The sequence below is a fragment of the Photobacterium lutimaris genome (assembly GCF_003025555.1).
In the GTDB taxonomy this organism is placed as follows: Bacteria; Pseudomonadota; Gammaproteobacteria; order Enterobacterales; family Vibrionaceae; genus Photobacterium; species Photobacterium lutimaris.
In genome coordinates this window covers 25,636-51,847 of record NZ_PYMH01000019.1, presented here as the reverse complement: position 1 = coordinate 51,847, position 26,212 = coordinate 25,636, and the positions used below count along the sequence as shown (strand labels likewise).

At 51.3% G+C, this 26,212-nt stretch carries 26 protein-coding genes; 23 read left to right on the top strand and 3 right to left on the bottom strand.

What is annotated here, in order from left to right; genetic code table 11:
• Positions 1-5 precede the first annotated feature (5 nt).
• The 23 genes from rnpA to C9I99_RS24780 all read left to right on the top strand — a co-directional run bounded on the left by rnpA (position 6) and on the right by C9I99_RS24780 (position 21,777).
• Positions 6-362 carry a ribonuclease P protein component gene (gene rnpA / locus C9I99_RS24890; protein WP_107351527.1) on the top strand — a complete coding sequence of 119 codons (357 nt, stop codon included), beginning with the start codon at positions 6-8 and terminating at the stop codon, positions 360-362.
• A complete protein-coding gene (gene yidD / locus C9I99_RS24885; protein WP_107351526.1) occupies positions 329-586 on the top strand; it encodes a membrane protein insertion efficiency factor YidD in 258 nt (85 codons plus the stop codon). The genes rnpA and yidD overlap by 34 nt, the downstream gene beginning before the upstream one ends.
• A gap of 2 nt (positions 587-588) precedes the next feature.
• Positions 589-2,196 carry a membrane protein insertase YidC gene (gene yidC / locus C9I99_RS24880; RefSeq protein WP_107351525.1) on the top strand — a complete coding sequence of 536 codons (1,608 nt, stop codon included), beginning with the start codon at positions 589-591 and terminating at the stop codon, positions 2,194-2,196.
• A 136-nt stretch (positions 2,197-2,332) separates the two neighbouring features.
• The gene (gene mnmE, locus C9I99_RS24875) at positions 2,333-3,700 is read left to right on the top strand and encodes a tRNA uridine-5-carboxymethylaminomethyl(34) synthesis GTPase MnmE (protein WP_107351524.1); all 1,368 of its coding nucleotides are present in this window, start codon (positions 2,333-2,335) and stop codon (positions 3,698-3,700) included.
• A 173-nt stretch (positions 3,701-3,873) separates the two neighbouring features.
• On the top strand, positions 3,874-4,317 hold the full coding sequence (gene mioC, locus C9I99_RS24870; protein WP_107351523.1) for an FMN-binding protein MioC: 444 nt from the start codon (positions 3,874-3,876) through the stop codon (positions 4,315-4,317).
• Between the two features lie 432 nt (positions 4,318-4,749).
• Positions 4,750-6,639 carry a tRNA uridine-5-carboxymethylaminomethyl(34) synthesis enzyme MnmG gene (gene mnmG, locus C9I99_RS24865; protein WP_107351522.1) on the top strand — a complete coding sequence of 630 codons (1,890 nt, stop codon included), beginning with the start codon at positions 4,750-4,752 and terminating at the stop codon, positions 6,637-6,639.
• A gap of 9 nt (positions 6,640-6,648) precedes the next feature.
• Positions 6,649-7,269 carry a 16S rRNA (guanine(527)-N(7))-methyltransferase RsmG gene (gene rsmG, locus C9I99_RS24860; RefSeq protein WP_107351521.1) on the top strand — a complete coding sequence of 207 codons (621 nt, stop codon included), beginning with the start codon at positions 6,649-6,651 and terminating at the stop codon, positions 7,267-7,269.
• A 16-nt stretch (positions 7,270-7,285) separates the two neighbouring features.
• The gene (locus C9I99_RS24855; RefSeq protein ID WP_107351520.1) at positions 7,286-8,080 is read left to right on the top strand and encodes a ParA family protein; all 795 of its coding nucleotides are present in this window, start codon (positions 7,286-7,288) and stop codon (positions 8,078-8,080) included.
• 15 nt (positions 8,081-8,095) lie between these two features.
• Entirely contained in the window at positions 8,096-8,983 is an 888-nt protein-coding gene (locus tag C9I99_RS24850; protein ID WP_166645519.1) for a ParB/RepB/Spo0J family partition protein, read from the top strand.
• A gap of 178 nt (positions 8,984-9,161) precedes the next feature.
• Complete coding sequence (locus C9I99_RS24845) at positions 9,162-9,551, top strand: F0F1 ATP synthase subunit I (RefSeq protein WP_107351518.1); 390 nt, start codon at positions 9,162-9,164, stop codon at positions 9,549-9,551.
• 8 nt (positions 9,552-9,559) lie between these two features.
• Positions 9,560-10,348 carry a F0F1 ATP synthase subunit A gene (gene atpB / locus C9I99_RS24840; RefSeq protein WP_107351517.1) on the top strand — a complete coding sequence of 263 codons (789 nt, stop codon included), beginning with the start codon at positions 9,560-9,562 and terminating at the stop codon, positions 10,346-10,348.
• Between the two features lie 67 nt (positions 10,349-10,415).
• A complete protein-coding gene (gene atpE, locus C9I99_RS24835) occupies positions 10,416-10,673 on the top strand; it encodes a F0F1 ATP synthase subunit C (RefSeq protein WP_005302247.1) in 258 nt (85 codons plus the stop codon).
• 49 nt (positions 10,674-10,722) lie between these two features.
• Positions 10,723-11,193, top strand: coding sequence for a F0F1 ATP synthase subunit B (atpF, locus tag C9I99_RS24830; protein ID WP_107351516.1), 471 nt, complete (start codon positions 10,723-10,725; stop codon positions 11,191-11,193).
• Positions 11,194-11,209: 16 nt separating this feature from the next.
• Complete coding sequence (atpH, locus tag C9I99_RS24825; protein WP_107351515.1) at positions 11,210-11,743, top strand: F0F1 ATP synthase subunit delta; 534 nt, start codon at positions 11,210-11,212, stop codon at positions 11,741-11,743.
• A gap of 16 nt (positions 11,744-11,759) precedes the next feature.
• A complete protein-coding gene (gene atpA, locus C9I99_RS24820) occupies positions 11,760-13,301 on the top strand; it encodes a F0F1 ATP synthase subunit alpha (RefSeq protein WP_107351514.1) in 1,542 nt (513 codons plus the stop codon).
• A 44-nt stretch (positions 13,302-13,345) separates the two neighbouring features.
• Complete coding sequence (gene atpG, locus C9I99_RS24815; RefSeq protein ID WP_107351513.1) at positions 13,346-14,212, top strand: F0F1 ATP synthase subunit gamma; 867 nt, start codon at positions 13,346-13,348, stop codon at positions 14,210-14,212.
• 32 nt (positions 14,213-14,244) lie between these two features.
• Positions 14,245-15,651, top strand: coding sequence for a F0F1 ATP synthase subunit beta (gene atpD / locus C9I99_RS24810; RefSeq protein WP_107351512.1), 1,407 nt, complete (start codon positions 14,245-14,247; stop codon positions 15,649-15,651).
• Positions 15,652-15,668: 17 nt separating this feature from the next.
• Positions 15,669-16,091: a F0F1 ATP synthase subunit epsilon gene (locus tag C9I99_RS24805; protein ID WP_107351511.1), complete on the top strand. Its 423-nt coding sequence runs from the start codon at positions 15,669-15,671 to the stop codon at positions 16,089-16,091.
• Positions 16,092-16,292: 201 nt separating this feature from the next.
• Entirely contained in the window at positions 16,293-17,651 is a 1,359-nt protein-coding gene (gene glmU / locus C9I99_RS24800; RefSeq protein ID WP_107351510.1) for a bifunctional UDP-N-acetylglucosamine diphosphorylase/glucosamine-1-phosphate N-acetyltransferase GlmU, read from the top strand.
• A 188-nt stretch (positions 17,652-17,839) separates the two neighbouring features.
• Positions 17,840-18,607 carry a DeoR/GlpR family DNA-binding transcription regulator gene (locus C9I99_RS24795; RefSeq protein WP_107351554.1) on the top strand — a complete coding sequence of 256 codons (768 nt, stop codon included), beginning with the start codon at positions 17,840-17,842 and terminating at the stop codon, positions 18,605-18,607.
• Positions 18,608-18,625: 18 nt separating this feature from the next.
• On the top strand, positions 18,626-20,458 hold the full coding sequence (gene glmS, locus C9I99_RS24790; protein ID WP_107351509.1) for a glutamine--fructose-6-phosphate transaminase (isomerizing): 1,833 nt from the start codon (positions 18,626-18,628) through the stop codon (positions 20,456-20,458).
• Positions 20,459-20,771: 313 nt separating this feature from the next.
• The gene (locus C9I99_RS24785) at positions 20,772-21,152 is read left to right on the top strand and encodes a helix-turn-helix transcriptional regulator (RefSeq protein WP_107351508.1); all 381 of its coding nucleotides are present in this window, start codon (positions 20,772-20,774) and stop codon (positions 21,150-21,152) included.
• 232 nt (positions 21,153-21,384) lie between these two features.
• Complete coding sequence (locus C9I99_RS24780; RefSeq protein WP_107351553.1) at positions 21,385-21,777, top strand: helix-turn-helix transcriptional regulator; 393 nt, start codon at positions 21,385-21,387, stop codon at positions 21,775-21,777.
• Between the two features lie 31 nt (positions 21,778-21,808).
• On the opposite strand, the gene ilvA is transcribed toward C9I99_RS24780, so the two are convergent.
• The 3 genes from ilvA to ilvE all read right to left on the bottom strand — a co-directional run bounded on the left by ilvA (position 21,809) and on the right by ilvE (position 26,211).
• Entirely contained in the window at positions 21,809-23,362 is a 1,554-nt protein-coding gene (ilvA, locus tag C9I99_RS24775; protein WP_107351552.1) for a threonine ammonia-lyase, biosynthetic, read from the bottom strand.
• 6 nt (positions 23,363-23,368) lie between these two features.
• Positions 23,369-25,210: a dihydroxy-acid dehydratase gene (ilvD, locus tag C9I99_RS24770; RefSeq protein ID WP_107351507.1), complete on the bottom strand. Its 1,842-nt coding sequence runs from the start codon at positions 25,208-25,210 to the stop codon at positions 23,369-23,371.
• Between the two features lie 65 nt (positions 25,211-25,275).
• Positions 25,276-26,211: a branched-chain-amino-acid transaminase gene (gene ilvE, locus C9I99_RS24765; protein ID WP_107351506.1), complete on the bottom strand. Its 936-nt coding sequence runs from the start codon at positions 26,209-26,211 to the stop codon at positions 25,276-25,278.
• Between the last annotated feature and the right edge of the window lies 1 nt (position 26,212).

Here is a 26,212-nt window from a genome sequence, read left to right as displayed (position 1 = left end):
TTATTTTGAGTAAGAACGCTTTCTCTCGGGAGTTACGTCTGTTAACTCCCGAACATTACAAAAAAGTCTTCCAGCAAGCTCATCGTGCTGGCTCTCCTCATTTAACTATTCTTGCCCGCAATAACAACCTCGACCATCCGCGTCTTGGCTTGGCTGTCCCGAAGAAACAGATTAAAACTGCCGTTGGCCGTAACAAATTCAAACGTATCGTGCGTGAGAGTTTCCGCCTGCAGCAACATGATCTGCCAGCAAAGGATTTTGTCGTTATCGCCAAGAAAAGTGCCAGTGAACTGAGCAACGAAGAACTTTTCAAGCTTCTAGAGAAATTATGGCATCGCCTGTCTCGCCCTTCGCGTGGCTAGTCATCAGACTAGTCCGCTTTTACCAACTGGCAATAAGTCCGCTTATTGGGCCCCGCTGTCGCTTTACCCCTACATGTTCCCAATACGCTATCGAGGCGATAAAAACGCATGGAGCGATAAAAGGTGGTTGGTTCGCAGCGAAACGTCTATTAAGATGTCATCCTTTAACCGACGGTGGTTATGACCCCGTTCCGCCAACCAAGCATAACGACAGAGATAATTAACGATGGATTCCCAACGCAATATTCTGTTAATTGCCCTACTGTTTGTCTCTTTCCTACTGTTCCAACAGTGGAATACAGACAGCAACCCGCAACCGCAGGGTGTAGCGCAACAAGTCAACAACAGTGGTGATGTGCCTTCGCATTCCGCTGACGGCCAGACTATCACTGACCAAAGCACGTCAAACAACTTGATCACTATTAACACTGATGTACTGGCGCTTACTGTCGATACGCTAGGTGGTGACATCATCGAAGCAAAGCTACTGGCTTATGACAACGAATTGGAATCGGAAGACCCATTCGTTCTCCTGAAAAATGACCAGGGCCATAGCTACACAGCTCAATCAGGCCTAATCGGTGCCCAAGGTATCGATACGGCAGCTGGTCGTGCTCAACTACAAGCAACCGCTGACAGCTTCGTCCTCGCTGATGGCCAAGACGAACTGCGCGTACCGCTGACTTACGAGCAAGACGGCATCAGCTACACCAAAACGATCATCGTGAAGCGCAACAGCTACGCAGTTGATGTTGAATACAGCATCGATAACCAATCTGCCCAGCCAGCCAGCGTGCAGATGTATGCCCAGCTGAAGCAAAACCTAATGGACGATGGCGGCAGCCTGACCATGCCTACCTACCGTGGTGGCGCATACTCAACTGGCAACGTGAAGTACAAGAAGTACAGCTTCGATGATATGCAGGACAAAAACTTGAACCTGGATATGAATCAAGGCTGGGCGGCAATGATGCAGCACTACTTCGTGACAGCATGGATCCCGCGCACAGAAGAAGCGAGCAACCTGTACACCCGCACTGGTAATGGCCAGGGCTACATCGGTGTACGCATGCCAACAACGACAGTTGCGCCTGGCAGTGAGCAGTCACTAACGGCGACACTGTGGGTCGGTCCTAAACTACAAGACCAAATGGCAGCAACGGCTCCGAACCTGAACCTGACAGTCGACTACGGCTGGCTATGGTTTATCGCCAGCCCGCTTCACAGCCTGCTGTCGTTCATCCAAGGCATCGTGGTGAACTGGGGTCTGGCAATTATTATCCTGACATTCATTGTTCGTGGTGCGATGTACCCGCTGACCAAAGCGCAGTACACCTCAATGGCGAAAATGCGTATGCTGCAGCCAAAACTGCAAGCAATGCGTGAGCGTTTGGGCGACGACCGCCAGCGCATGAGCCAGGAAATGATGGAACTGTACAAGAAAGAGAAAGTGAACCCACTGGGTGGCTGTCTACCAATCTTGCTACAGATGCCTATCTTCATCGCACTTTACTGGTCATTGATGGAATCCGTTGAACTACGTCATACACCATTCTTCGGCTGGATCCACGACCTGTCAGCACAGGACCCGTACTACATCCTGCCGATCCTGATGGGTGCGACCATGTTCATGATCCAGAAGATGAGCCCGACGACGGTTACCGACCCGATGCAGCAGAAGATCATGACTTTCATGCCGGTGATGTTCACCTTCTTCTTCCTGTTCTTCCCGTCAGGTCTAGTCCTTTACTGGCTGGTATCTAACGTCGTAACACTTATCCAGCAGACGTTGATTTACCGTTCACTGGAAAAGAAAGGTCTGCATAGCAAGTAACGCAGCCCTGAGTTAAGAAAAAGGCGGCCTGCGGGCCGCCTTTTTTATTCTCCCAATCCCAAGCACTTGCCATTGCTGGGCAATCGCCACTACTCTGTTTACAATTGCCGCGTATTTATCAAGCTAAGCCAAAATTATGACTGAACATACAGATACCATTGTTGCCCAAGCCACCCCACCAGGGCGTGGCGGCGTCGGGATCATCCGCGTCTCGGGCCCGAAAGCCAACGAGGTCACCCTGGCCGTAGCCGGACGTGAGCTCAAGCCTCGCTATGCCGAATACCTATCGTTCAAAAATGAAGATGGTACGGCGCTGGATCAGGGAATAGCCTTGTTCTTCAAGGGCCCGAACTCCTTTACCGGCGAAGATGTCCTCGAGCTGCAGGGCCATGGCGGCCCGGTACTGATGGATATGATGATCCGCCGTATCTTGGAAATCGATGGCATTCGCGCTGCCCGACCGGGGGAGTTCTCCGAACGCGCCTTTATGAACGACAAACTCGACCTGACGCAAGCAGAGGCGATTGCCGACCTGATTGATGCCAGTTCAGAGGAAGCGGCAAAAAGTGCCTTCAAATCGCTGCAGGGGGCCTTCTCGACCCGCGTTAATGAATTAGTTGAGGCCCTTATTCATCTGCGCATCTACGTCGAAGCCGCGATTGACTTCCCTGAAGAAGAAATCGACTTCCTGTCCGATGGCAAGGTCTCCGGTGATCTTAACGGCATTATCGACCGTCTAGATGCCGTGCGCCGCGAAGCCAACCAAGGCGCTATCATGCGTGAAGGGATGAAGGTCGTGATTGCCGGTCGGCCGAATGCCGGTAAGTCGAGCCTACTCAATGCCCTTTCCGGCAAGGACAGTGCCATCGTCACCGATATTGCCGGTACCACCCGTGACGTACTGCGCGAGCATATCCACATTGATGGCATGCCGCTGCATATCATCGACACCGCAGGCTTACGTGAAGCCTCTGACGAAGTTGAGCGCATTGGTATCGAACGGGCCTGGGAGGAAATCCAGCAAGCCGACCGCGTTCTGTTCATGGTCGATGGTACCACCACCGACGCCACAGACCCGGCAGAGATCTGGCCGGAGTTTATTGAACGTTTACCGCAAGGGCTGGGCATTACGGTGATCCGTAACAAGGTTGAGCTGACCGGAGAAAGCACGGGGATTTGCCACGTCAACAACCCGACCCTTATCCGCCTCTCAGCCCGTACCGGAGAAGGGGTCGAACCACTGCGTGAACACCTCAAGGAATGCATGGGCTTTGCCGGCACCACCGAAGGGGGCTTTATGGCCCGCCGGCGTCACCTTGACGCCCTGGAGCGCGCAGCCAGCCATCTGGAAACCGGCAAAGAGCAACTGGAGGGCTTCATGGCCGGAGAAATCCTTGCCGAAGAGCTCCGCCTCGCCCAGCAACACCTGAGTGAAATTACCGGCGAATTTACCTCCGATGATCTACTCGGCCGGATCTTCACCTCGTTCTGTATCGGCAAATAACCGATCCTCACCCGCGATCATTTCCACAGCCTGTCTCGGATCCGCGTGACAGGCTGTGTATAAGCTGCCGATAAAAGATCCCCTCCCCAGCAAGATCAAGCTTCCCTCCTACGTCCAACCCAGTACAATACTGTGTATAACCCCTTTGTGAATATCTACACGGATTTGAGGACATGAGCCACATTACCCTTATTACCGGCAGCACCCTTGGCGGCGCCGAATACGTTGCCGACCACTTGAGCGACCTGCTGGAACAAGCCGGCCATAGTACGGATATCACCAACCAAGCCGACCTCGGACAACTTGCTACCGACCAAATCTGGCTGGTGGTCTGCTCGACCCATGGCGCAGGTGAATATCCCGACAATTTCCAGCCTTTCGCCGAACAACTACACAGCCAGCAACCGGATCTCGCCGCTTTACGCTATGCCGTGATCGGCTTGGGTGACTCCAGCTACGATACCTTTTGTGCCGCAGCCAGGAAGATTGATCAACAGTTGGCAAATCTGGGGGCGATCCGCCTTGGGGAAAGACTCGAAATTGATGTTTCACGGGATCCGGTCCCGGAGGATCCAGCAGAATTATGGCTGGAAAACTGGAAAAACAACCTGCTTTGAATAAAAAACAAACAGTTTTTTACCCAGTTTTTGCCGATCTTTAAACTTTTTTCTGTGGATAACTATAGATCTAAACGGTGATCAACCCATAGTTATCCCTTTAGTAACTTCTTGTCCTCCATTCCGCTGTTAATAACTGCCTTTTTTGATCCCAGCTAATCCCAGCACTGATCCATGCTGCTCCACAGCAAATGATCCTCGATAAGACCATGATCATTAGGATCATTTATCACTTATCCACACGATCGGCGGATCTATATAATAGATCTAACAGAAGATCTATTTAAAAGATCTTATCTATATTCAAAAGCAGTATCCCCAAGGATCAAATGATCTTCAGGAAAGATTCTCTCCACGACGGAAACAGGATAGAATATTGCACCTTCGCTCAAAGATAACTCACTGCCAATTTTGAATATCCGAGGTAGTTTCATGTTTTACCAGGAAAATTTTGATGTCATCGTCGTAGGTGGCGGCCATGCCGGGACTGAAGCTGCATTGGCAGCAGCCCGTATGGGACAAAAAACCCTACTGCTGACACACAACATCGATACGTTGGGACAGATGTCATGCAACCCAGCAATCGGCGGGATCGGGAAAGGACACCTGGTTAAAGAAGTTGACGCCCTTGGTGGTTTGATGGCCCGGGCGATCGACAAAGGCGGGATCCAGTTCCGCACTTTGAACTCGTCAAAAGGCCCTGCGGTGAGGGCAACACGCGCTCAGGCAGACCGTGCCCTGTACAAAGCAGCCGTGCGTGACGCGCTAGAGAACCAGCCGAACCTAAAGTTATTCCAACAGGCGGTTGATGATCTGATCATCGAAAATGATCGTGTTGTCGGCGCCGTAACTGAAATGGGACTGAAGTTCCGTGCCAAAGCGGTCGTGTTGACTGTAGGGACATTCCTCGGTGGCAAGATCCACATTGGTCTAGAAAACTACAACGGCGGCCGCGCCGGGGATCCACCGTCGATCACCTTGGCGTCACGTTTGCGTGAAATGCCATTCCGGGTTGATCGTCTCAAGACCGGAACACCTCCGCGTATTGATGCGCGCAGTGTCGATTTTAGCCAGCTGCAAGCCCAGCATGGTGACAACCCGACACCACTGTTTTCGTTTATGGGTAAAGCCTCGGATCATCCACGCCAGATCCCATGTTTTATTACCCACACCAACGAGAAAACTCACGATGTGATCCGTAATAATCTGGATCGCAGCCCGATGTATTCCGGGGTGATCGAGGGGATCGGCCCACGTTACTGCCCGTCGATCGAAGACAAGGTAATGCGTTTTGCCGACAAGGACAGCCATCAGATCTTCATCGAGCCTGAAGGCCTGACAACCCATGAGCTGTACCCAAACGGGATTTCCACCAGTTTGCCGTTTGATGTCCAGATGCAGATTGTCCGTTCGATGAAGGGTTTCGAGAATGCCGATATTGTCCGTCCGGGTTATGCCATTGAGTATGATTTCTTCGATCCTCGTGACTTGAAGCAGACGTTCGAGACCAAGTTTATCAATGGTCTGTTCTTTGCCGGCCAGATCAACGGCACCACCGGTTACGAAGAGGCCGCAGCCCAAGGCTTGTTGGCCGGAATGAACGCTGCCCTGCTGGCACAGGACCGTGAAGGTTGGAGCCCGCGTCGCGATCAGGCCTACATGGGTGTACTGATTGACGATTTGTCGACCATGGGCACCAAAGAACCGTACCGCATGTTCACATCCCGAGCTGAATATCGTTTGCTGCTGCGTGAAGACAACGCTGATTTGCGTTTGACCGAAATTGGCCGCGAATTTGGTTTGGTTGATGACGAACGGTGGGCACGCTTCAACCAGAAACTGGAAAATATTGAGCAGGAACGCCAGCGCCTGAAAAATATTTGGGTGACGCCGACGTCGGAGCAGGTTGAGGCGGTAAACCAGATCCTCAAGACGCCGATCACCCGCGAGGCGAGCGGCGAGGATTTGCTGCGCCGTCCGGAAGTAACGTACAACCTGCTTACTGATATTGCGCTATTCGGCCCTGCTCATGAAGATAGCCAGGCCTGCGAACAGGTGGAAACCCAGGTCAAGTACCAAGGGTATATTGACCGCCAGAAAGACGAAGTGGAAAAATCCCTGCGCCATGAGAAGACCAAGCTGCCGCTGGATATCGATTACAGCGTCGTCAAAGGCTTGTCGAACGAAGTCATTGCCAAGCTCAATGATGCCAAGCCGGAAACTATCGGTATGGCGTCACGTATTTCAGGCATCACCCCGGCTGCGATTTCCCTGCTGTTGGTGTACCTCAAGAAGCAAGGCCTGCTGAAGAAAGGCGAATAGGAGTAATTTGTGAAACAACGTCTGTTGCAACTGGTAGCGCAAACTGATCTCACAGTCACAGATCAGCAAATTGACCAGCTCGTCGGCTATGTCGCCATGCTGGATAAATGGAATAAAGCGTATAATCTGACATCGGTACGCGATCCGTATGAGATGTTGGTGAAACATATTATGGATAGTATTGTGGTAAGCCCTCACCTTGTTGGTGAGCGGTTTATCGATGTGGGTACCGGTCCGGGCCTTCCAGGGATCCCTCTGGCGATCATGAACCCGGACAAGCAGTTCACGTTGTTAGACAGTCTGGGCAAGCGGATCCGTTTTATCCGCCAAGTGATCCATGAACTGAAGATCGACAATGTCACCCCGGTTCAGAGCCGGGTTGAGGAATTCCAGCCTGAAGTCGGTTTTGATGCCGTGCTTAGTCGTGCGTTTGCCTCAATGAATGATATGGTATCTTGGTGCCACCACCTCCCTACCAGCAACGGGTGCTTCCTGGCGCTGAAGGGGCAATTCAATCAGCAGGAAGTGACAGAACTACCCGAATGGTGTTCTGTGACGGAAGTCATATCTTTGCATGTTCCTGAGCTGGAAGGCGAACGCCATCTAGTAGTCTTGACAGCAAAGGATTAAAGGATGAGGTTTTTTTGTGGGAAGAGTCATAGCGGTAGCCAACCAGAAGGGAGGCGTGGGTAAAACCACAACATGTGTCAACTTGGCAGCGTCATTGGCGGCCACGCAACGCAAGGTCTTGGTCATTGACCTGGATCCCCAGGGCAACGCCACCATGGCCAGCGGCGTGGATAAATACCAAGTCGATGCAACGGCCTATGAGCTTCTTGTCGAAGAAACCCCGTTCAACGATGTCGTGATCACCGACACCACTGGCGGCTATCATCTGATAGCCGCTAACGGTGATGTCACGGCGGCAGAAATCAAGCTGATGGAAGTCTTTGCCCGCGAAGTTCGGCTGCGTACAGCCCTTGAAAATGTTCGTGGTAACTATGATTTCATCTTTATTGATTGTCCTCCTGCCTTAAACCTTCTTACAATCAATGCAATGACAGCTGCAGACTCTGTTCTGGTACCGATGCAGTGCGAATATTTCGCGCTCGAGGGGCTAACGGCATTGATGGATACCATCAGCAAACTCACCGCTGTCGTCAATAGTGAACTGAAAATTGAGGGATTGCTGCGGACCATGTATGACCCGCGCAACCGGCTGGCGAACGAAGTGTCCCAGCAGCTCAAGAAGCATTTTGGCGACAAGGTCTATCGTACCGTTATCCCGCGCAATGTCCGGCTTGCCGAAGCTCCGAGTCATGGCCGACCAGCCATGTACTACGACAAGTACTCGAGCGGTGCCAAAGCCTATTTGGCCTTGGCCGGTGAAATTATCCGCCGTGAAGAGTTGGCAGCGAATGCCAGCGCGGTCGATGCATAAAGGTTAATCATGAACATGAATAAACGGGGCCTGGGAAAAGGCCTTGATGCCTTGCTGGCCACCAGCTCTGTTGCCGCCACCAAGCTGCAGCAGGCTGATAAAGCACAAACACTGTCGGCTGACGGTAGTCTCAAAGAGCTGGCTATCAGCCAGCTGGCGCCGGGTCGCTACCAGCCACGCAAAGATATGTCGGAAGAAGCACTGGCCGAGTTGGCTGAATCTATCCGTGCTCAAGGCGTGATCCAGCCGATTGTGGTGAGGGAAATCGCGCCACAGCAGTACGAGATCATTGCCGGAGAGCGGCGCTGGCGTGCATCGCGTCAAGCCGGCCTTCAGAAAGTCCCTTGTATTATCAAGGATGTTAACGACAGGGCCACTGTGGCCATTGCTTTGATTGAGAATATCCAACGTGAAGATCTCAACGCGATAGAGGAAGCGCAGGCGCTGGAACGGCTGCAAAGTGAGTTTTCACTTACTCACCAGCAAGTCGCCGAAGCGGTGGGCAAGTCTCGTGCGGCGGTATCGAATCTGCTGCGTTTGAACCAGTTGGAAGCGCCGGTCAAGCGCATGGTAGAGCAAAAACAGCTGGAAATGGGCCATGCCCGTGCCTTGCTTGCTCTACCCAATGAACGCCAGCTTGAAGCGGCACAAATTGTTGTAGCCAAGATGTTAACGGTTCGTAATGCTGAACGCTTGGTGAAGAAGATGCTGACGCCGGAACCTGAGCCCAAAGTAGCGGTTGCTAATCCTACCATCGAAGCGGTAGAAAACCAGCTAAGTGAGCAGTTTGGCACCCAGGTGGCGATAAATCAGCAGAAAAACGGCAAAGGAAAGATCGTTATCAGCTTTGATCAGGCTGACAAGCTCCAGCAAATTATTGCAATGCTAGGTCACGAAGTGTGATATAAAACGTGCATATTTTGTTGCAAAAATTACAACGACGTGATCAAGTTATTGTGTTGTAAAATCTAACATCTTTTTTTGCTGCGATTAGATTGCATTCAATCTTATGAGCCGTATAATTTTCGCTGTTTTCCCAGCACGTCGTAAGTGCAGTGGAACGTACTCGAGGAACGAATACATGGTATCGGCGCTAGTTCGACCGGGACGCCAATTGGCGAAACGGTTGCTGTTACTACAATCTGGCGTCGTTTTGATAACGGCAATCATGGCAGTTTTTGCTGTCAGTGTTGACTGGGGAATCTCTGCACTTATCGGCGGTGGTATCTTTGTGATCGCCAACGCAGTCTTTGCAACCTGTGCGTTTTTGTTCAGCGGAGCCCGCAAGGCCCGGCTGGTCATGGCGTCATTCTATGGTGGCGAAGTGCTGAAAATCCTCATTACAGTCATTTTGTTTGCCTTTGTTTACCTGTATGTCGAGGTGGAACTTGTTCCCCTCAAACTGACCTATTTGCTGGCTCTCGGAATTAATATCTTTGGGCCGGTTTTATTCATTAACAACAACAAATAGGATGAGTTATGGCTGCGCCAGGTGAAGCGCTAACGCCGTCAGGCTACATCACTCACCACCTGACAAATTTGTCGATTGGTGATGGTGGTTTCTGGACGGTACATATAGATAGCCTGTTTTTCTCAGCCCTGACCGGTCTACTCTTTCTTTGGGTATTCCGTAAGGCTGCGAAAACAGCGACATCAGGAGTTCCTGGGAAACTACAGTGTTTTGTGGAAATGGTCGTAGAGTTCGTTGACGATAACGTCAAGGAAACCTTCCATGGCCGCAACCCGCTGATAGCTCCTTTGGCTCTTACCATTTTCTGCTGGATTTTGCTGATGAACATCATGGACTTGGTGCCAATTGATTTTCTTCCGTATCCTGCTGAACATTGGTTGGGTATTCCTTACCTTAAGGTGGTACCGAGTGCTGATGTCAACATCACCATGTCAATGGCGCTGGGCGTTTTTGCCTTGATGATTTACTACAGCATCAAAGTAAAAGGTCTCGGTGGCTTTGCGAAAGAACTGGCTCTTCACCCGTTCAATCACCCGGTCATGATCCCGTTCAACCTGCTTCTTGAAATTGTTTCGCTACTGGCGAAGCCGCTTTCATTAGGTATGCGTCTGTTCGGTAACATGTTCGCCGGTGAGGTGGTGTTTATCCTAATCGCGGCACTTATGCCGTGGTGGGCACAATGGCTGGGCTCGGTACCGTGGGCAATTTTCCACGTTCTAGTCATTACAATTCAAGCATTCGTGTTTATGATGTTGACTATTGTGTACCTGTCTCAGGCGCATGAAGACAATCATTAACGATTATTTGTAAATTATTCAATTTTTTACTGGCACTTTAGCCGACAACTATAAACTGGAGATAGTGATGGAAACTTTACTAAGCTTTTCTGCAATTGCCGTAGGCATCATTGTAGGTCTTGCTGCACTGGGTACAGCGATCGGCTTCGCCCTTCTTGGTGGTAAATTCCTTGAAGGTGCTGCACGCCAGCCTGAAATGGCTCCAATGCTACAGGTTAAGATGTTCATCATCGCTGGTCTGCTTGATGCGGTTCCAATGATCGGTATCGTAATCGCTCTACTATTCACGTTCGCAAACCCATTCGTTGGCCAGCTAGCTGGTTAATAACACAAAACGAACGGACCCATAGCAACCCTTTTTAAGGAGATGCGTTGTGAATATGAATGCAACTTTGCTGGGTCAGGCTATCGCCTTCTTTATGTTTGTGGTGTTCTGCATGAAATATGTATGGCCACCAATCATGGAAGCGATTGAAGAGCGTCAGAAAAAAATTGCTGACGGTTTGGCAGCCGCTGATCGCGCTGCCAAAGACCTGAACCTAGCGCAGTCAAATGCTTCTGACTCACTGAAAGAAGCAAAACGCACTGCAACTGAAATTGTAGAGCAAGCTAACAAGCGCAAAGCTCAGATCGTCGATGAAGCGAAGGCTGAAGCCCTCGTTGAGCGTGATAAAATTCTGTCCCAAGGTCTTGCTGAGATCGAAGCAGAACGTAACCGCGCCCGCGATGAACTAAGAAAACAAGTTGCAACTCTGGCTGTGATTGGTGCTGAGAAAATCATTGAGCGTTCTATCGATAAAGATGCGCACGCTGATCTTCTTAACAAAGTCACTGCAGAACTGTAATTAAAGGGGCAAGCACATGTCGGATATGACTACTATCGCACGCCCCTACGCTAAAGCAGCCTTTGATCTTGCGGTTGAGAAAGGTGAGCTGGCCCAATGGGCGGAAATGCTCTCCTTTGCTGCCGAAGTCACCCGTAACGAGACCATCCAGGATATTCTGGATAGCGGTTACGCGGCGGACAAGCTGACGGAGATTTTCCTGTCAGTATGCGGCGAGCAACTCAACGAAGTCGGCCAGAACCTGATTAAGGTTATGGCCGAGAACGGACGCCTGAAAGTACTTCCTGCTGTATGCAGCGAGTTCCTGCTCCTGAAAAGCGAGCTGGAAAAAACTATCGATGCCACTGTGACCTCTGCGGTTGCCCTGGATGATAGTCAACTTGCTGCCATCGGTGAGAAACTGGAACAGCGTCTGAGCCGTAAGGTGAAGCTGAATTGCAGTGTAGACGAGACCCTGATTGCTGGGGTCGTGATTAGAGCTGGAGACTTGGTCATCGATAACTCAGTACGCGGCAAGTTAGACCGCCTGAGCGATACTTTGCAGTCTTGATTTGGGGAATTGGAGCATGCAACTTAATTCCACGGAAATTAGCGAACTGATCAAGCAACGTATTGAAAACTTCAACGTTGTAAGTGAAGCGCGTAACGAAGGTACTATCGTGTCGGTAAGCGACGGTATCATTCGTATCCATGGCCTTGCTGATGTGATGCAAGGTGAAATGATTGAATTACCTGGTGGCCGTTATGCACTAGCACTTAACCTTGAGCGTGACTCGGTGGGTGCGGTTGTAATGGGCCCATATGTCGACCTTCAGGAAGGCATGAAAGTAACGGGTACTGGTCGTATTCTTGAAGTACCTGTCGGCCCTGCACTGCTAGGCCGCGTAGTGAATACACTGGGTGAGCCTATTGATGGTAAAGGTTCGATCGAAGCAGAAGTTTACTCTCCTGTTGAAGTGATTGCACCGGGTGTTATCGAACGTAAATCTGTTGATCAGCCAGTTCAGACTGGTTACAAGGCAGTTGATTCGATGATCCCGATCGGCCGTGGCCAGCGTGAGCTGATCATCGGTGACCGTCAGACGGGTAAAACCGCCATGGCGATCGATGCCATTATCAACCAGAAGAACTCTGGTATTTATTCTGTATATGTCGCTATCGGCCAGAAAGCTTCTACTATCGCCAACGTGGTACGTAAGCTGGAAGAGCACGGTGCACTGGAAAACACCATCATTGTTGTTGCGTCAGCATCTGAATCAGCAGCTCTGCAATACCTAGCGCCTTACGCGGGTTGTGCAATGGGTGAATACTTCCGTGACCGTGGTGAAGATGCACTGATTGTATACGATGACCTGTCTAAGCAGGCTGTTGCTTACCGTCAAATTTCACTATTGCTTAAGCGTCCACCAGGCCGTGAAGCATTCCCAGGTGATGTTTTCTACTTACACTCGCGTCTTCTAGAGCGTGCGTCTCGCGTCAGTGAGCACTACGTAGAAAAATTCACGAACGGTAAAGTGAAAGGCAAAACAGGTTCACTGACTGCGCTTCCTATTATCGAAACGCAAGCAGGTGACGTATCGGCATTCGTACCGACCAACGTTATCTCTATCACCGATGGTCAGATCTTCCTACAAACAGAGCTGTTCAACGCCGGTATTCGTCCAGCGGTTGATCCAGGTATCTCTGTATCGCGGGTAGGTGGTTCTGCTCAAACTAAAATCATCAAGAAACTGTCTGGTGGTATTCGTACCGCACTGGCACAGTACCGTGAACTGGCAGCATTTGCTCAGTTCTCGTCTGACCTTGATGAAGCAACTAAGAAACAGCTTGATCACGGTCAGAAAGTTACTGAGCTGATGAAGCAGAAGCAGTACTCGCCGATGTCTGTATTTGAACAGGCTGTGGTTATCTTTGCTGCGGAAAAAGGCTACTTGAATGATGTGGAGCTGACCAAGCTTGCTGATTTTGAAGCTGCGTTGCTTTCATATGCCAAAGGTCAATTCGCTGAGCTTGTGTCTCAGGTTGATGAAACGGGTGCGTGGAATGATGAAATCGAAACTCAGTTTGTAAAACTGGTTGAAGGTTTCAAAGCGACCCAGACTTGGTAATTGGTTGGTGGTCGCTTGCGATCACCTACTAACGGAGAGTAACGATGGCCGGCGCAAAAGAGATTCGTAACAAGATCGGTAGTGTTAAAAACACTCAGAAGATCACTAAAGCGATGGAGATGGTTGCTGCTTCTAAGATGCGTAAAACGCAAGAAGCAATGGAATCATCTCGTCCATACGCACAAACTATGCGCAAAGTGATCGGTCATATCGCCCTTGGTAGTCTTGAGTATAAGCACCCTTATCTTGAGGAGCGTGAAGCCAAGCGCGTAGGTTACATCATTGTTTCTACTGACCGCGGTCTGTGTGGCGGCTTGAACATTAACCTGTTCAAGCAAGTCATGGCAGATATCCAAGGTTGGAATGAAAAAGGCGCAGAAATTGACCTTGCACTGGTTGGTGCAAAGGCTACGGGCTTTTTCAATAGTTACGGCGGTAACGTCCAGGCTCAGGTATCCGGTTTGGGTGATAACCCATCGGTTGATGAGCTGATTGGTACTGTTGGTGTCATGCTGAAGAAATATGATGAGGGCCAACTGGATCGCCTGTACTTGGTGTACAACAAGTTTGTAAACACTATGGTTCAGGAACCAGTGATCGATCAATTGCTGCCTTTGCCTAAGTCGGAAGATGAAGAAATGCAGCGCAGCCACGCTTGGGATTACATTTATGAGCCTGAGCCTAAAGCCCTGCTGGATACCCTATTGGTTCGCTATGTCGAATCACAGGTATACCAGGGTGTTGTCGAAAACCTTGCCAGTGAGCAAGCGGCACGAATGGTTGCGATGAAAGCAGCAACAGATAATGCAGGAAATCTGATTGATGAATTGCAGCTTGTGTATAACAAAGCCCGTCAGGCGGCGATTACACAAGAACTGTCAGAAATCGTTTCTGGTGCATCTGCTGTTTAAGGCAAAGAATTAATAAGTTTAGAGGATTAACGATGGCTACAGGTAAGATCGTACAGATCATCGGTGCGGTAGTCGACGTAGAGTTTCCACAGGACTCTGTACCACAGGTATACGACGCCCTACACGTTGATGCGAAAGAAAACGGTACGCTAGTACTGGAAGTTCAGCAGCAGCTTGGTGGTGGTGTTGTTCGTGGTATCGCTATGGGTACTTCTGATGGCTTGCGTCGTGGTTTGTCTGTTGAAAATACAGGCCGCCCAATTGAAGTTCCAGTTGGTACTGCAACTCTAGGACGTATCATGAACGTTCTGGGTCAGCCAATTGATGAGTGTGGTGAGATCGGTGAGAAAGAGCGCTACTCTATCCACCGTGAAGCACCTAGCTACGAAGAGCAATCAAACGAAACCGCACTGCTAGAAACCGGTGTTAAAGTAATCGACCTGATTTGTCCATTCGCGAAGGGTGGTAAAATCGGTCTATTCGGTGGTGCCGGTGTTGGTAAGACCGTCAACATGATGGAACTTATCAACAATATCGCCCTACAGCACTCTGGCCTGTCTGTATTTGCCGGTGTTGGTGAGCGTACGCGTGAAGGTAACGATTTCTACTTTGAGATGCAGGAAGCGGGCGTTGTAAACGTTGAGAAGCCTGAAGAATCGAAAGTAGCGATGGTTTACGGTCAGATGAACGAGCCACCGGGTAACCGTCTACGTGTTGCACTGACTGGTCTAACAATGGCTGAGCGCTTCCGTGACGAAGGCCGTGATGTCCTATTGTTCATCGATAACATCTACCGTTACACCCTTGCGGGTACAGAGGTATCGGCACTACTGGGTCGTATGCCATCTGCGGTAGGTTACCAGCCAACGCTTGCAGAAGAGATGGGTGTTCTTCAGGAACGTATCACATCCACCAAGTCAGGCTCTATCACATCTGTTCAGGCCGTTTACGTCCCTGCGGATGACTTGACGGATCCATCGCCAGCAACGACGTTTGCTCACTTGGATGCAACGGTTGTACTTTCTCGTCAAATCGCATCGCTTGGTCTATACCCTGCGATCGACCCACTAGATTCAACATCTCGTATGCTTGATCCTCTAGTGGTTGGCCAAGAGCACTACGACATTGCTCGTGGCGTTCAGAGCTTGCTACAGCGTTATAAAGAGCTAAAAGACATCATTGCAATCCTAGGTATGGACGAGCTATCTGAAGAAGATAAGCAAGCTGTATCTCGTGCACGTAAGATTGAGCGTTTCCTAACTCAGCCTTACCACGTTGCAGAAGTCTTTACTGGTGACCCTGGCATCTACGTATCTCTGAAAGAGACATTGCGTAGTTTCAAAGGCATTCTAGCGGGCGAATACGACGATATCCCAGAGCAGGCATTTATGTACTGTGGTGCGATTGAAGACGTGTTGGAAAACGCGAAGAAGCTTTAAGCTGACTAGGAGGCGACATGGCAGCGATAACCTTCCATCTGGACGTAGTAAGCGCAGAGAAACGTTTGTTCTCTGGCCGTGCTGAAGACATTCAGGTGACCGGTAGCGAAGGTGAACTGGGTATTCACGCAGGACACACTCCGCTGCTGACCGCTATAACGCCAGGTATGGTCCGTATTACCAAACAGCATGGTGAAGAAGAGGTGATCTACCTCTCTGGTGGCATGCTGGAGGTTCAGCCGGGCACGGTGACCGTGTTGGCAGACACCGCTATCCGCGGTGAAGATCTGGACGCAGCGAAAGCGGCAGAAGCGAAACGCCAAGCTGAGGAGCGTATCCATAACCAGCATGGTGATATCGACTTCGCTCAGGCAGCCAGTGATTTGGCGAAAGCGATTGCTCAGCTTCGAGTCATCGAGTTGACCAAGAAAGCCCGCTAATTATCAGCAAGGCCAAAAAAGCGACCCTCGGGTCGCTTTTTTTATACCGGCTCACTTGGGCATGACAGGCTGTGGTCTTCCAGCATGCCAAGAGTGAGTTATTACTCGTAAAAAAATATCTATTTTTCCTGCCGCCCTTGCCTTTGCCATTATACAATGCCCCAAGGAAACTTATTTAATATGCACCAAGAGGACTAATTCATGAGCTTCAGTGCTGTGATTCTCGCCGCGGGAAAGGGAACCCGCATGTACTCCAACCTGCCTAAAGTACTGCACACACTGGCGGGAAAGCCTATGGCCAAACACGTCATTGATACCTGTGCTGGCCTCGGCGCTAACAATATTCACCTGGTCTACGGCCACGGTGGTGACCAGATGCAGGCATCCTTGGGCGCAGAGCCAGTTAACTGGGTGCTGCAGGCCGAGCAGCTAGGCACGGGCCATGCAGTAAACCAGGCTTGCCCTGGTTTGGCGGAAGACGAGAAGGTGCTTATCCTGTACGGCGATGTTCCGCTTATCAGTAATGAAACGCTGGAAAACCTACTCGATGCCCAGCCAGATGGTGGCATCGCCCTGCTGACCGTGGTCCTTGATGATCCGACCGGTTACGGCCGTATCGTGCGCCGCAACGGTCCTGTGGTCGCGATTGTCGAGCAGAAAGATGCGTCGGAAGAGCAGAAGCTGATCAAGGAAATCAATACCGGGGTGATGGTTGCCAACGGTGGTGATCTCAAGCGCTGGCTGTCAGCATTGAAGAATGATAACGCCCAGGGGGAATACTACCTGACCGATATCATCGAAATTGCCCACAACGAAGGCCGCGCGGTGGAAGCGGTACACCCGGTGCGGGCTATCGAAGTTGAAGGCGTCAACAACCGCGTTCAGCTGGCCAGGTTGGAGCGTGCGTTCCAAGCCATGCAGGCGGAGCGTTTGCTCGAGCAAGGTGTGATGCTGCGCGATCCGGCCCGTTTTGATCTACGCGGTGAACTGCAGTGCGGCACCGATATCGAAATCGATGCCAATGTCATTATCGAAGGCAGTGTATCGCTGGGTAATAACGTGGTGATCGGTGCAGGTTCCATCCTGAAAGACTGTGAAATTGATGACAATACGATTATCCGTCCTTACAGCGTGATCGAAGGCGCGACGGTCGGTGAAGACTGTACTGTCGGTCCGTTTGCCCGCTTACGCCCAGGTGCCGAGTTGGTGGGTGATTCGCATGTTGGTAACTTCGTTGAAATGAAGAAGTCGCGTTTGGGCAAGGGCTCGAAGGCCAACCACCTGACTTACCTTGGTGATGCCGAAATTGGCGATCGTGTGAACATTGGTGCCGGTACGATTACCTGTAACTACGATGGTGCCAACAAGTTCAAGACTGAGATTGCCGATGACGTGTTTGTAGGCTCTGATACTCAGTTGATTGCCCCTGTGAAAGTCGGTAAAGGTGCCACGATTGGGGCCGGTGCGACGATCAACCGTAATGTCGGTGACGGTGAGTTGGTGATCACCCGTGCGCCAGCCCGTACCGTCAAAGGCTGGAAGCGTCCAGAAAAGAAGTAGTGACTCTTTGCTCTAAATGATCAAAGGCAAGGTGTAGACCTTGCCTTTTTTATACCTGCAGAAAATATTTCCAGTTTCTCGCCCCTCTTCTTTCGAATAAAAAATTAATTGCACATGGTTGATCAAAAAAGTTTTGATCTGCTAGTATTCCTTTTAAATCGAAACTTATGGCTTCAGTTCGTAAATTAATGACTAAACGAAATACCCAACAGCGTCGTCATGCCATTCTCTCTATGGTCAATGAACAGGGCGAAATCAGTGTTGATACACTGGCTAAGCATTTCGCCACATCCGAAGTCACTGTCCGCAAGGATTTGGCTGCATTAGAAAAAAATGGCCTTTTGTTACGGCGGTACGGTGGTGCGGTTTCCATACCAACCGAAATGGTCAGCGAGCCAGAAGAACAAGTTTCGGTTCGTAAGTTGGCTATTGCCAAGGCGGCGGCTGTGCGGATCCGTGATCATAACCGGATCATTATTGACAGCGGCAGTACCACCGCCAGCTTGATCAGCCTGCTCAATGACAAGCATGGTCTGATAGTGATGACCAACTCACTCAATGTTGCCAATGCCCTGAACAGTTTGGAAAACGAGCCCACCCTGCTGATGACCGGGGGCACTTGGGACCCGCATTCCGAGGCGTTCCAAGGTCAAGTGGCTGAATCAGTGCTGCGTTCGTATGATTTTGATCAGCTCTTTATTGGTGCAGATGGCATAGATACTGCACGGGGTACAACCACATTCAATGAGCTAGTGGGGCTGAGCCGGGTGATGGCTGAGGTGTCACGCGAAGTGGTGGTGATGGTCGAGTCGAGCAAGGTGGGACGCAAGATCCCCAACCTAGAGCTGCCGTGGACGAATATCAGTACATTGATCACCGATGACGGCTTGGACATGGAAGCCAAACAACAGATTGAACAGCATGGCGTGCAGGTGATTTGCGCGGCAGCGGAATAAATTTAGGAGCAAGAAATTATGTGTGGAATTGTTGGTGCGGTAGCACAGCGTGATGTAGCAGAAATTCTGGTTGAAGGGCTACGCCGCCTTGAGTACCGCGGCTATGATTCAGCCGGTGTCGCGATTGTTGATAGTGAGTCGAACCTGACCCGAGTACGCCGTTTGGGTAAAGTCCAAGAGTTGGCTGATGCCGTAGGCGAGGAGCATGTTGTTGGTGGTACAGGTATAGCTCATACGCGCTGGGCCACACACGGTGAGCCGTCTGAAGTTAACGCCCACCCACACATGTCAGGTGATGTTGCCGTGGTACACAATGGCATCATCGAAAACCACGAAGAGTTGCGTGAACTACTGCAATCCCGCGGTTATGTATTCGAGTCCCAAACTGATACTGAAGTGATTGCTCACATGGTGGAATGGGAACTGCGCACCTCGGCTACCCTGCTAGAAGCGGTGCAGAAAACCGCGAAGCAATTGACAGGTGCTTACGGTACGGTTGCCCTGGATCGCAAAGACCCATCACGGATTGTGGTCGCGCGCTCTGGCAGCCCGATTGTTATCGGCTTCGGTGTCGGTGAGAACTTCCTGGCTTCTGATCAGCTTGCTCTGTTGAACGTGACTCGCCGCTTCATGTACTTAGAAGAAGGCGATGTAGCAGAAATCACCCGCCGTGATGTCACAGTGTACGATTCAGTTGGTGAGCGCGTCGAGCGCGAGATCTCAGAATCCAATGCCGAGCACGACGCGGGTGACAAGGGCCAATACCGCCACTTTATGCAAAAAGAGATCTACGAGCAGCCAACGGCGTTGATCAAGACTATGGAAGGCCGTATCACGGCGGATTCTGTGGTTACAGAAGCAATTGGCGTGAACGCGACAGAGATCCTCAGCCAGGTTGAGCATGTGCAGATTGTGGCCTGTGGTACGTCTTACAATGCCGGAATGACCGCTCGCTACTGGTTCGAAGATATTGCCGGCGTTAGCTGTGATGTGGAAATTGCATCGGAGTTCCGTTATCGCAAGTTTGTCACCCGTCCGAACAGCCTACTTATCACTCTGTCCCAGTCCGGTGAAACGGCCGATACGCTAGCGGCGCTTCGCCTTGCTAAAGAGAAAGGCTACATGGCGGCAATGACTATCTGTAATGTGGCGGGCTCTTCGCTGGTTCGTGAATCGGATTTTGCCTTCATGACCCGTGCGGGAGTGGAAATCGGTGTGGCATCGACCAAAGCTTTTACCACTCAGCTTTCAGCCCTGCTGATGTTAGTAACGGCATTGGGTAAACAGCAAAACCGCATTAGCAAAGAGAAAGAGCAAGAGATCGTTGAAGCCCTGCATGCCCTACCACAGCAGATCAATGCGGCGCTTTCTTTTGAAAAAGACATCGAAGCACTGGCCACTGATTTTGCCGACAAGCACCACACGCTATTCCTTGGCCGTGGTGAGTTCTACCCGATTGCGATGGAAGCCTCGCTGAAACTCAAAGAGATTTCGTACATCCACGCCGAAGCCTATGCGGCGGGTGAGCTCAAGCACGGTCCACTAGCGCTGATCGATGCGGATATGCCAGTGGTGGTTGTGGCACCGAGCAATGACTTGTTGGAGAAGCTCAAGTCAAACGTCGAAGAAGTACGTGCCCGTGGCGGCCTATTGTATGTCTTTGCTGATGCTGATGCCGGCTTTGAAGGGGATGAGACCATGAAGATCATCACCATGCCACATGTCAGCGAGATCACCGCTGCGATTTACTACACGATCCCGATGCAGTTGCTGTCTTACTATGTTGCATTAATCAAAGGGACCGATGTCGATCAGCCGCGTAATTTGGCGAAGGCTGTAACAGTCGAATAAAAAATCAGTCTGTTAGCTCATTACTCAGCAGTTTGTTTTAAAAATGAGAAAAGGCACCCAAGCGGGTGCCTTTTTTATTGGGCTAAGATGGGAGGGTCTACTATCTTGACAGGGCTGAATGATTTCTTTGCGAATTAAAAAAGTCAGGCAGTCTGGTTACTATTTGCAAACCAAATTACAACAATGCGAACGGTGGTTATAAGTAAATGATTGTTATGTAGTGGATTGTTAGATTTATCTCAAGTTGGCTTATGTTGTGCAATCCAGTAATGAAAGCTAGGCATTATTCATTGTGTTGTATTGGAGGTGTGACATGACAGATCCGAAAGCCCAAATCGCAGCCCGCATCAAAGAAGCCAGGGAATGGAAAGGCCTGACCCAGGTCCATATGGCCCAGCAACTTAAGGTCGCACGTCAAACCTATCTGGATTTGGAGACGGGTAAAACCGAACCCAAGGTGAGGATGCTGTCGGAAATTGCGGCGATCACCGAGCGGCCATTGACCTGGTTCGTGTACGGTGATGAAGGCATTGAAATACTGGAAAGTGAATACAAGGAGGAAATTGATCGTTTGTTGCAGTATTTCAGTCGACTCCCCCATTCCGCTAGGAATGTCATTTTGCAGCAAAGTATTAATTTGGCGGGATTTATGGCGGAGTATACCCGCGCACTAACACAACGGGACAAGTCGTAATCAGGTGGTCAGATCTGTGTCGGCATATGCCGACATAAAGACGCACGTGGTGCCTTGATAGCTGGTCACTAGAGGGAGGGGGTCACAGTTTATAAACTTGCCTGTTATGTAAACCATTGTCCTTAATTAATAATCATGACTTGAATGACATTATACTCACTAAGGAAGTGAGATATTCCTCCCGGGCGTTCAGCGCATGGTCTGTGGATGGGAGGGTATATATGAGGATGCTATGGAACAGGTAAAATCGTGGATTGCAAAAAGAATCAAGGATGCGCGGGAATGGAAAGGGATCTCCCAGGTGGCGATGGCCAAGCACCTAGATGTTGCCAGACAAACATATTTGGATCTCGAGTCGGGAAAAACAGAGCCGAGGATTTCTACCTTGGTGAGGATTGCTGAACTGACCGACCAACCACTCGGGTGGTTTGTGTTTGATATTCAGCGTCCGGAGATGCAGCATGAGCAGCTGAAGTCAGAATTAATCCAGCTCTCATCACTGTACGGGAAACTATCAGAGCCGCTACGAAGCCAATTATTAACTAGCCATGTCAATCAGCTCAAGATGATTATTGAGCATTTGGATGTCGACGGGGCAAATAAAGCAGCCACAGGGGCTGCTTAGCAAATCGTATTGGATAATCCGTGTCTTGCCCTTACTGGGCTAGGAAAAACTGGTAAGCCGGATTGTCTGTTTCGTCTTTCCAGCTGTAGCCGAGCTCTCGCAGGTGGCTGGTAAAGGACAACAAGTCTTGCTCTTCCAACTCAAATCCACAGAGTACCCTGCCATAATCCGCACCATGGTTGCGGTAGTTGAACAGGCTGATATTCCAGTGGGTGCCTAAGGTATTAAGGAACTTGAGCAGGGCTCCGGGATATTCCGGAAACTCAAAACTGTACAGCCGCTCTTTCAATGGTTTGGAAGGTCGGCCTCCAATCATATAGCGAACATGGACCTTGGCCATTTCGTCATCGGACAAATCAACCACCGGGTACCCCCCCTTTCGTAGATCGGCGATGATGTTGTCGAGCTCTTCTTGAGCCTGGATCAAGCGTACCCCGACGAACACATTGGCCAGGCTATCGTTGTTGTAGCGGTAGTTGAACTCGGTAACCGCACGGCCACCGAGGATGTGACAGAAATCGAGAAACGCCCCCGGTCGTTCGGGAATAGTGACGGCCAGTAACCCTTCCCGCTTTTCACCGAGCTCGCAACGCTCTGATACGTAACGCAAGCCGTGGAAGTTGAGGTTGGCCCCAGATAGCACCGCCGCTAATTGTTTGTCCTTGAGTTGATGGCGATCGGTAAACTTCTTCAGCCCGGCCAGGGACAAGGCACCTGAAGGCTCGGCGATTGCCCGGGTATCCTCGAAGATATCTTTGACGGCCGAGCAAATTTCATCGCTGCTGACGGTGATGGAATCATCGAGGTATTGCTGGCACAGACGGAAAGTTTCTTCGCCGATCCGTTTTACAGCAACGCCATCGGCAAACATACCGACTTGATCCAGAGTTACCGGCTCCCCGGCATCCAGTGCTGCACGTAGGCAGGCCGAATCCTCGGCCTCGACCCCGATGACTTTGATTTGTGGCATCAGCTGTTTGATAAGTACGGCAACACCTGCAGCGATCCCCCCGCCACCGACCGGGACAAAGATATAGTCGAGATGACCATTTTGCTGGACCAGTTCAACACCAATCGTGCCCTGCCCGGCAATCACTGAAGGATGATCGAAAGGCGGAATGAAGGTATAGCCGTGCTGGCTGGCAAGCATTTCGGCATGGGCTTTTGCTTCGTCGAAATTACCGCCGTGCAATACGACTTTGCCGCCGAAACTGCGGACCGCATCCACCTTGATGTCTGGGGTGGTCCGCGGCATGACAATCGTTGCCTGTACCCCGAGGTGCTTGCCTGACATCGCCAAGCCCTGGGCATGGTTACCTGCCGATGCGGCAATCACCCCAGCCTGGCGCTGGGCCTCGTTAAGCTGGGACATCATGTTGTAGGCACCGCGCAGCTTGAACGAGTGAACCGGCTGGCGGTCTTCTCGCTTAAGCTGTACCTGGTTGCCGATCCGTGCTGCCAGACGATCCATCGTTTGTAGCGGGGTGACTTGCGCCACCTCATACACGGGTGCACGGAGAATATCGCGAAGGTAATCGGCTCCGCTTAACAGCTCTACATCCTTGGCCAAGGTTACTTCGCTCATCATGCTTTATCCTTCTAGTTTCGATTTATCACGCACAGCCCCTTGGTCGGCGCTGGTGGCGAGGTTGGCGTAGGCACGTAGGGCAAAAGAGACTTCGCGCTGGCGGTCTAATGGTTTCCAGCCTCGTAGCTCTGTTTGTTCTCGGCGACTGGCCAGTGTTGCGTCATCAACCTGCAGGTCGATACTGCGGTTTGGGATATCGATGGCAATGGTGTCGCCATTTTCAATCAAACCAATGGTGCCGCCACTGGCTGCTTCCGGTGATACGTGGCCGATTGACAAGCCGCTGGTGCCGCCGGAGAATCGTCCGTCGGTGATCAGGGCACACTCTTTGCCCAGCCCCATCGATTTGAGGTAAGTGGTTGGGTAGAGCATTTCTTGCATACCTGGGCCGCCTTTCGGCCCTTCGTAGCGAATAACGACGACATCGCCGGCTTTCACTTTACCGCCCAAGATACCTTCCACTGCGGTTTCCTGGCTTTCGAAGACTACTGCAGGGCCGGTAAAGGTCAGGCAGCTCTCATCCACGCCAGCGGTTTTCACGATACAGCCATCGAGTGCCATATTGCCGGAAAGCACTGCGAGGCCACCGTCTTGGCTGAAGGCATGTTCTTTATTGCGGATACAGCCATTTTCGCGGTCATCATCCAGGCTGTCCCAGCGGCAGTCTTGTGAGAAGGCCTGGGTGGTACGGATCCCTGCTGGTCCGGCACGGAAGAATGTCTTCACTTCCTCAGACTCGGTCTGAACGATATCGTAATGCTTGAAGCTTTCCGAGAATTGCTCACCCAGGATGTTGTAGCAATCATTGTGGAATAAATCGGCGCGATCGAGCTCGGCAAGAATGCTGTATACCCCACCGGCCCGGTGGACATCTTCCATATGGTATTTCTGGGTTGATGGTGCCACTTTACATAGGTGCGGGACGCGGCGTGACATGCGATCGATGTCTGCCATGGTGAAGTCAATCTCACCTTCCTGCGCCGCTGCCAAGAGGTGGAGTACGGTATTGGTCGAGCCGCCCATAGCAATATCGAGGGCCATCGCATTTTCGAAGGCTTGCTTGGTCGCAATATTGCGAGGCAAGGCGCTCTCATCATCCTGTTCGTAGTAACGTTTGGTGAGTTCCACTACACGCTTACCGGCGTTAATGAATAATTGCTCACGGTCTGCGTGGGTGGCCAGCATCGAGCCATTGCCCGGTTGGCTCAGGCCGAGGGCTTCGGTCAGGCAGTTCATCGAGTTAGCGGTGAACATGCCCGAGCATGAACCGCAGGTCGGACAGGCGGAGCGTTCGATCTGCTCGCTCTGTTCATCGGAAACATTAGGATCGGCACCTTGGATCATCGCATCAACCAGATCAAGCTTGAGGATCTGATCCGACAGTTTGGTCTTGCCGGCTTCCATCGGGCCGCCGGAAACGAAGATCACTGGGATATTGAGGCGCAGTGAGGCCATCAGCATTCCCGGGGTGATTTTGTCGCAGTTCGAGATACACACCATGGCATCGGCGCAGTGGGCGTTGACCATGTATTCGACCGAGTCAGCGATAAGTTCACGCGATGGCAGTGAGTACAGCATTCCGCCGTGGCCCATAGCAATACCATCATCCACAGCAATCGTATTGAATTCTTTGGCGATACCGCCCGCCGCTTCAATTTCCTTCGCGACTAACTGGCCCAGATCCTTGAGGTGGACGTGGCCCGGTACAAATTGGGTGAACGAGTTCACCACCGCAATGATCGGCTTGCCGAAATCTTCATCTTTTACGCCGGTGGCGCGCCATAAGGCACGGGCGCCAGCCATATTGCGGCCGTGGGTGGTGGTGGCGGAACGGTACTTGGGCATAACTAAAATCCTTTTGCTGTATTGCATGGCCGGTGCGGTTTGGTCACCGGCCGCTAAGTCGGGTTTTACTGGTCGGCAGGGTAAACGTAGTCAAGCCAACCCCACTTGTCTTCGGTGGTGCCGTTGAACAGGCCGAAGTAGGCTTCTTGCAGTACCTTGGTCACCGGACCGCGTTTGCCTTCACCGACGGTGATCTGATCGACGCTGCGAACCGGGACGATTTCGGCTGCGGTACCGGTCATGAAAACTTCATCGGCCAGGTACAGGGCTTCGCGCGCAATATTCTCTTCACGGACTTCATAGCCATGTTCTTTGGCTAGGATCATGATGGTATCGCGGGTGATACCCGGCAAGATGGCACTGGTTGCTGGTGGTGTCGACAAGATACCGTTGCGGATCACAAACAGGTTCTCACCAGCCCCTTCAGACAGATAGCCGTCAACGCTCAGGGCGATCCCCTCGGCATAGCCGTGGCGACGGGCTTCACCACCAACCAGGAGGGAAGACAGGTAGTTACCGCCGGCTTTGGCCGCGGTTGGGATCGTATTCGGCGCAGCACGGTTCCAGCTCGAAATCATAGCATCGACCCCGTTTTCCAACGCTTCTTCACCTAGGTATGAACCCCAAGGGAAAGCGGCAACCATGACATCCATTTCTGTGTCCACCGGTGGGCAGACACCCAGGCCAACATTGCCGACAAAGGCGAGAGGGCGGATATAGGCGGAATCGAGTTTATTCACCCGCAATGTTTCACGGCAGACTTCCATCAGCTCGTCGGCGCTGTACGGGATTGGGAAGCGGTAGATTTTGGCTGAATTTTTCAGGCGATCCATGTGCTCTTTATGACGGAAGATCGCCGGACCTTTCGGGGTGTTATAGCAGCGGATACCTTCGAAGACCGAGGTACCGTAGTGCATGGCATGTGTTAGCACGTGCACCTTGGCGTCGCCCCAAGGCATCATTTCACCGTTGAACCAAATAAAATCCGCTGTGTTGGCCATG

Excerpts from the sequence above, each read along its gene's own strand:
- yidD (WP_107351526.1), top strand. The coding sequence starts at position 329 with ATGGCATCGCCTGTCTCGCCCTTCGCGTGGCTAGTCATCAGACTAGTC.
- yidC (WP_107351525.1), top strand. The coding sequence starts at position 589 with ATGGATTCCCAACGCAATATTCTGTTAATTGCCCTACTGTTTGTCTCT.
- mnmE (WP_107351524.1), top strand. The coding sequence starts at position 2,333 with ATGACTGAACATACAGATACCATTGTTGCCCAAGCCACCCCACCAGGG.
- mioC (WP_107351523.1), top strand. The coding sequence starts at position 3,874 with ATGAGCCACATTACCCTTATTACCGGCAGCACCCTTGGCGGCGCCGAA.
- mnmG (WP_107351522.1), top strand. The coding sequence starts at position 4,750 with ATGTTTTACCAGGAAAATTTTGATGTCATCGTCGTAGGTGGCGGCCAT.
- C9I99_RS24850 (WP_166645519.1), top strand. The coding sequence starts at position 8,096 with ATGAATAAACGGGGCCTGGGAAAAGGCCTTGATGCCTTGCTGGCCACC.
- C9I99_RS24845 (WP_107351518.1), top strand. The coding sequence starts at position 9,162 with ATGGTATCGGCGCTAGTTCGACCGGGACGCCAATTGGCGAAACGGTTG.
- atpB (WP_107351517.1), top strand. The coding sequence starts at position 9,560 with ATGGCTGCGCCAGGTGAAGCGCTAACGCCGTCAGGCTACATCACTCAC.
- atpE (WP_005302247.1), top strand. The coding sequence starts at position 10,416 with ATGGAAACTTTACTAAGCTTTTCTGCAATTGCCGTAGGCATCATTGTA.
- atpH (WP_107351515.1), top strand. The coding sequence starts at position 11,210 with ATGTCGGATATGACTACTATCGCACGCCCCTACGCTAAAGCAGCCTTT.
- atpA (WP_107351514.1), top strand. The coding sequence starts at position 11,760 with ATGCAACTTAATTCCACGGAAATTAGCGAACTGATCAAGCAACGTATT.
- atpG (WP_107351513.1), top strand. The coding sequence starts at position 13,346 with ATGGCCGGCGCAAAAGAGATTCGTAACAAGATCGGTAGTGTTAAAAAC.
- atpD (WP_107351512.1), top strand. The coding sequence starts at position 14,245 with ATGGCTACAGGTAAGATCGTACAGATCATCGGTGCGGTAGTCGACGTA.
- C9I99_RS24805 (WP_107351511.1), top strand. The coding sequence starts at position 15,669 with ATGGCAGCGATAACCTTCCATCTGGACGTAGTAAGCGCAGAGAAACGT.
- glmU (WP_107351510.1), top strand. The coding sequence starts at position 16,293 with ATGAGCTTCAGTGCTGTGATTCTCGCCGCGGGAAAGGGAACCCGCATG.
- C9I99_RS24795 (WP_107351554.1), top strand. The coding sequence starts at position 17,840 with ATGACTAAACGAAATACCCAACAGCGTCGTCATGCCATTCTCTCTATG.
- glmS (WP_107351509.1), top strand. The coding sequence starts at position 18,626 with ATGTGTGGAATTGTTGGTGCGGTAGCACAGCGTGATGTAGCAGAAATT.
- C9I99_RS24785 (WP_107351508.1), top strand. The coding sequence starts at position 20,772 with ATGACAGATCCGAAAGCCCAAATCGCAGCCCGCATCAAAGAAGCCAGG.
- C9I99_RS24780 (WP_107351553.1), top strand. The coding sequence starts at position 21,385 with ATGGAACAGGTAAAATCGTGGATTGCAAAAAGAATCAAGGATGCGCGG.
- ilvA (WP_107351552.1), bottom strand. The coding sequence starts at position 23,362 with ATGAGCGAAGTAACCTTGGCCAAGGATGTAGAGCTGTTAAGCGGAGCC.
- ilvD (WP_107351507.1), bottom strand. The coding sequence starts at position 25,210 with ATGCCCAAGTACCGTTCCGCCACCACCACCCACGGCCGCAATATGGCT.
- ilvE (WP_107351506.1), bottom strand. The coding sequence starts at position 26,211 with ATGGCCAACACAGCGGATTTTATTTGGTTCAACGGTGAAATGATGCCT.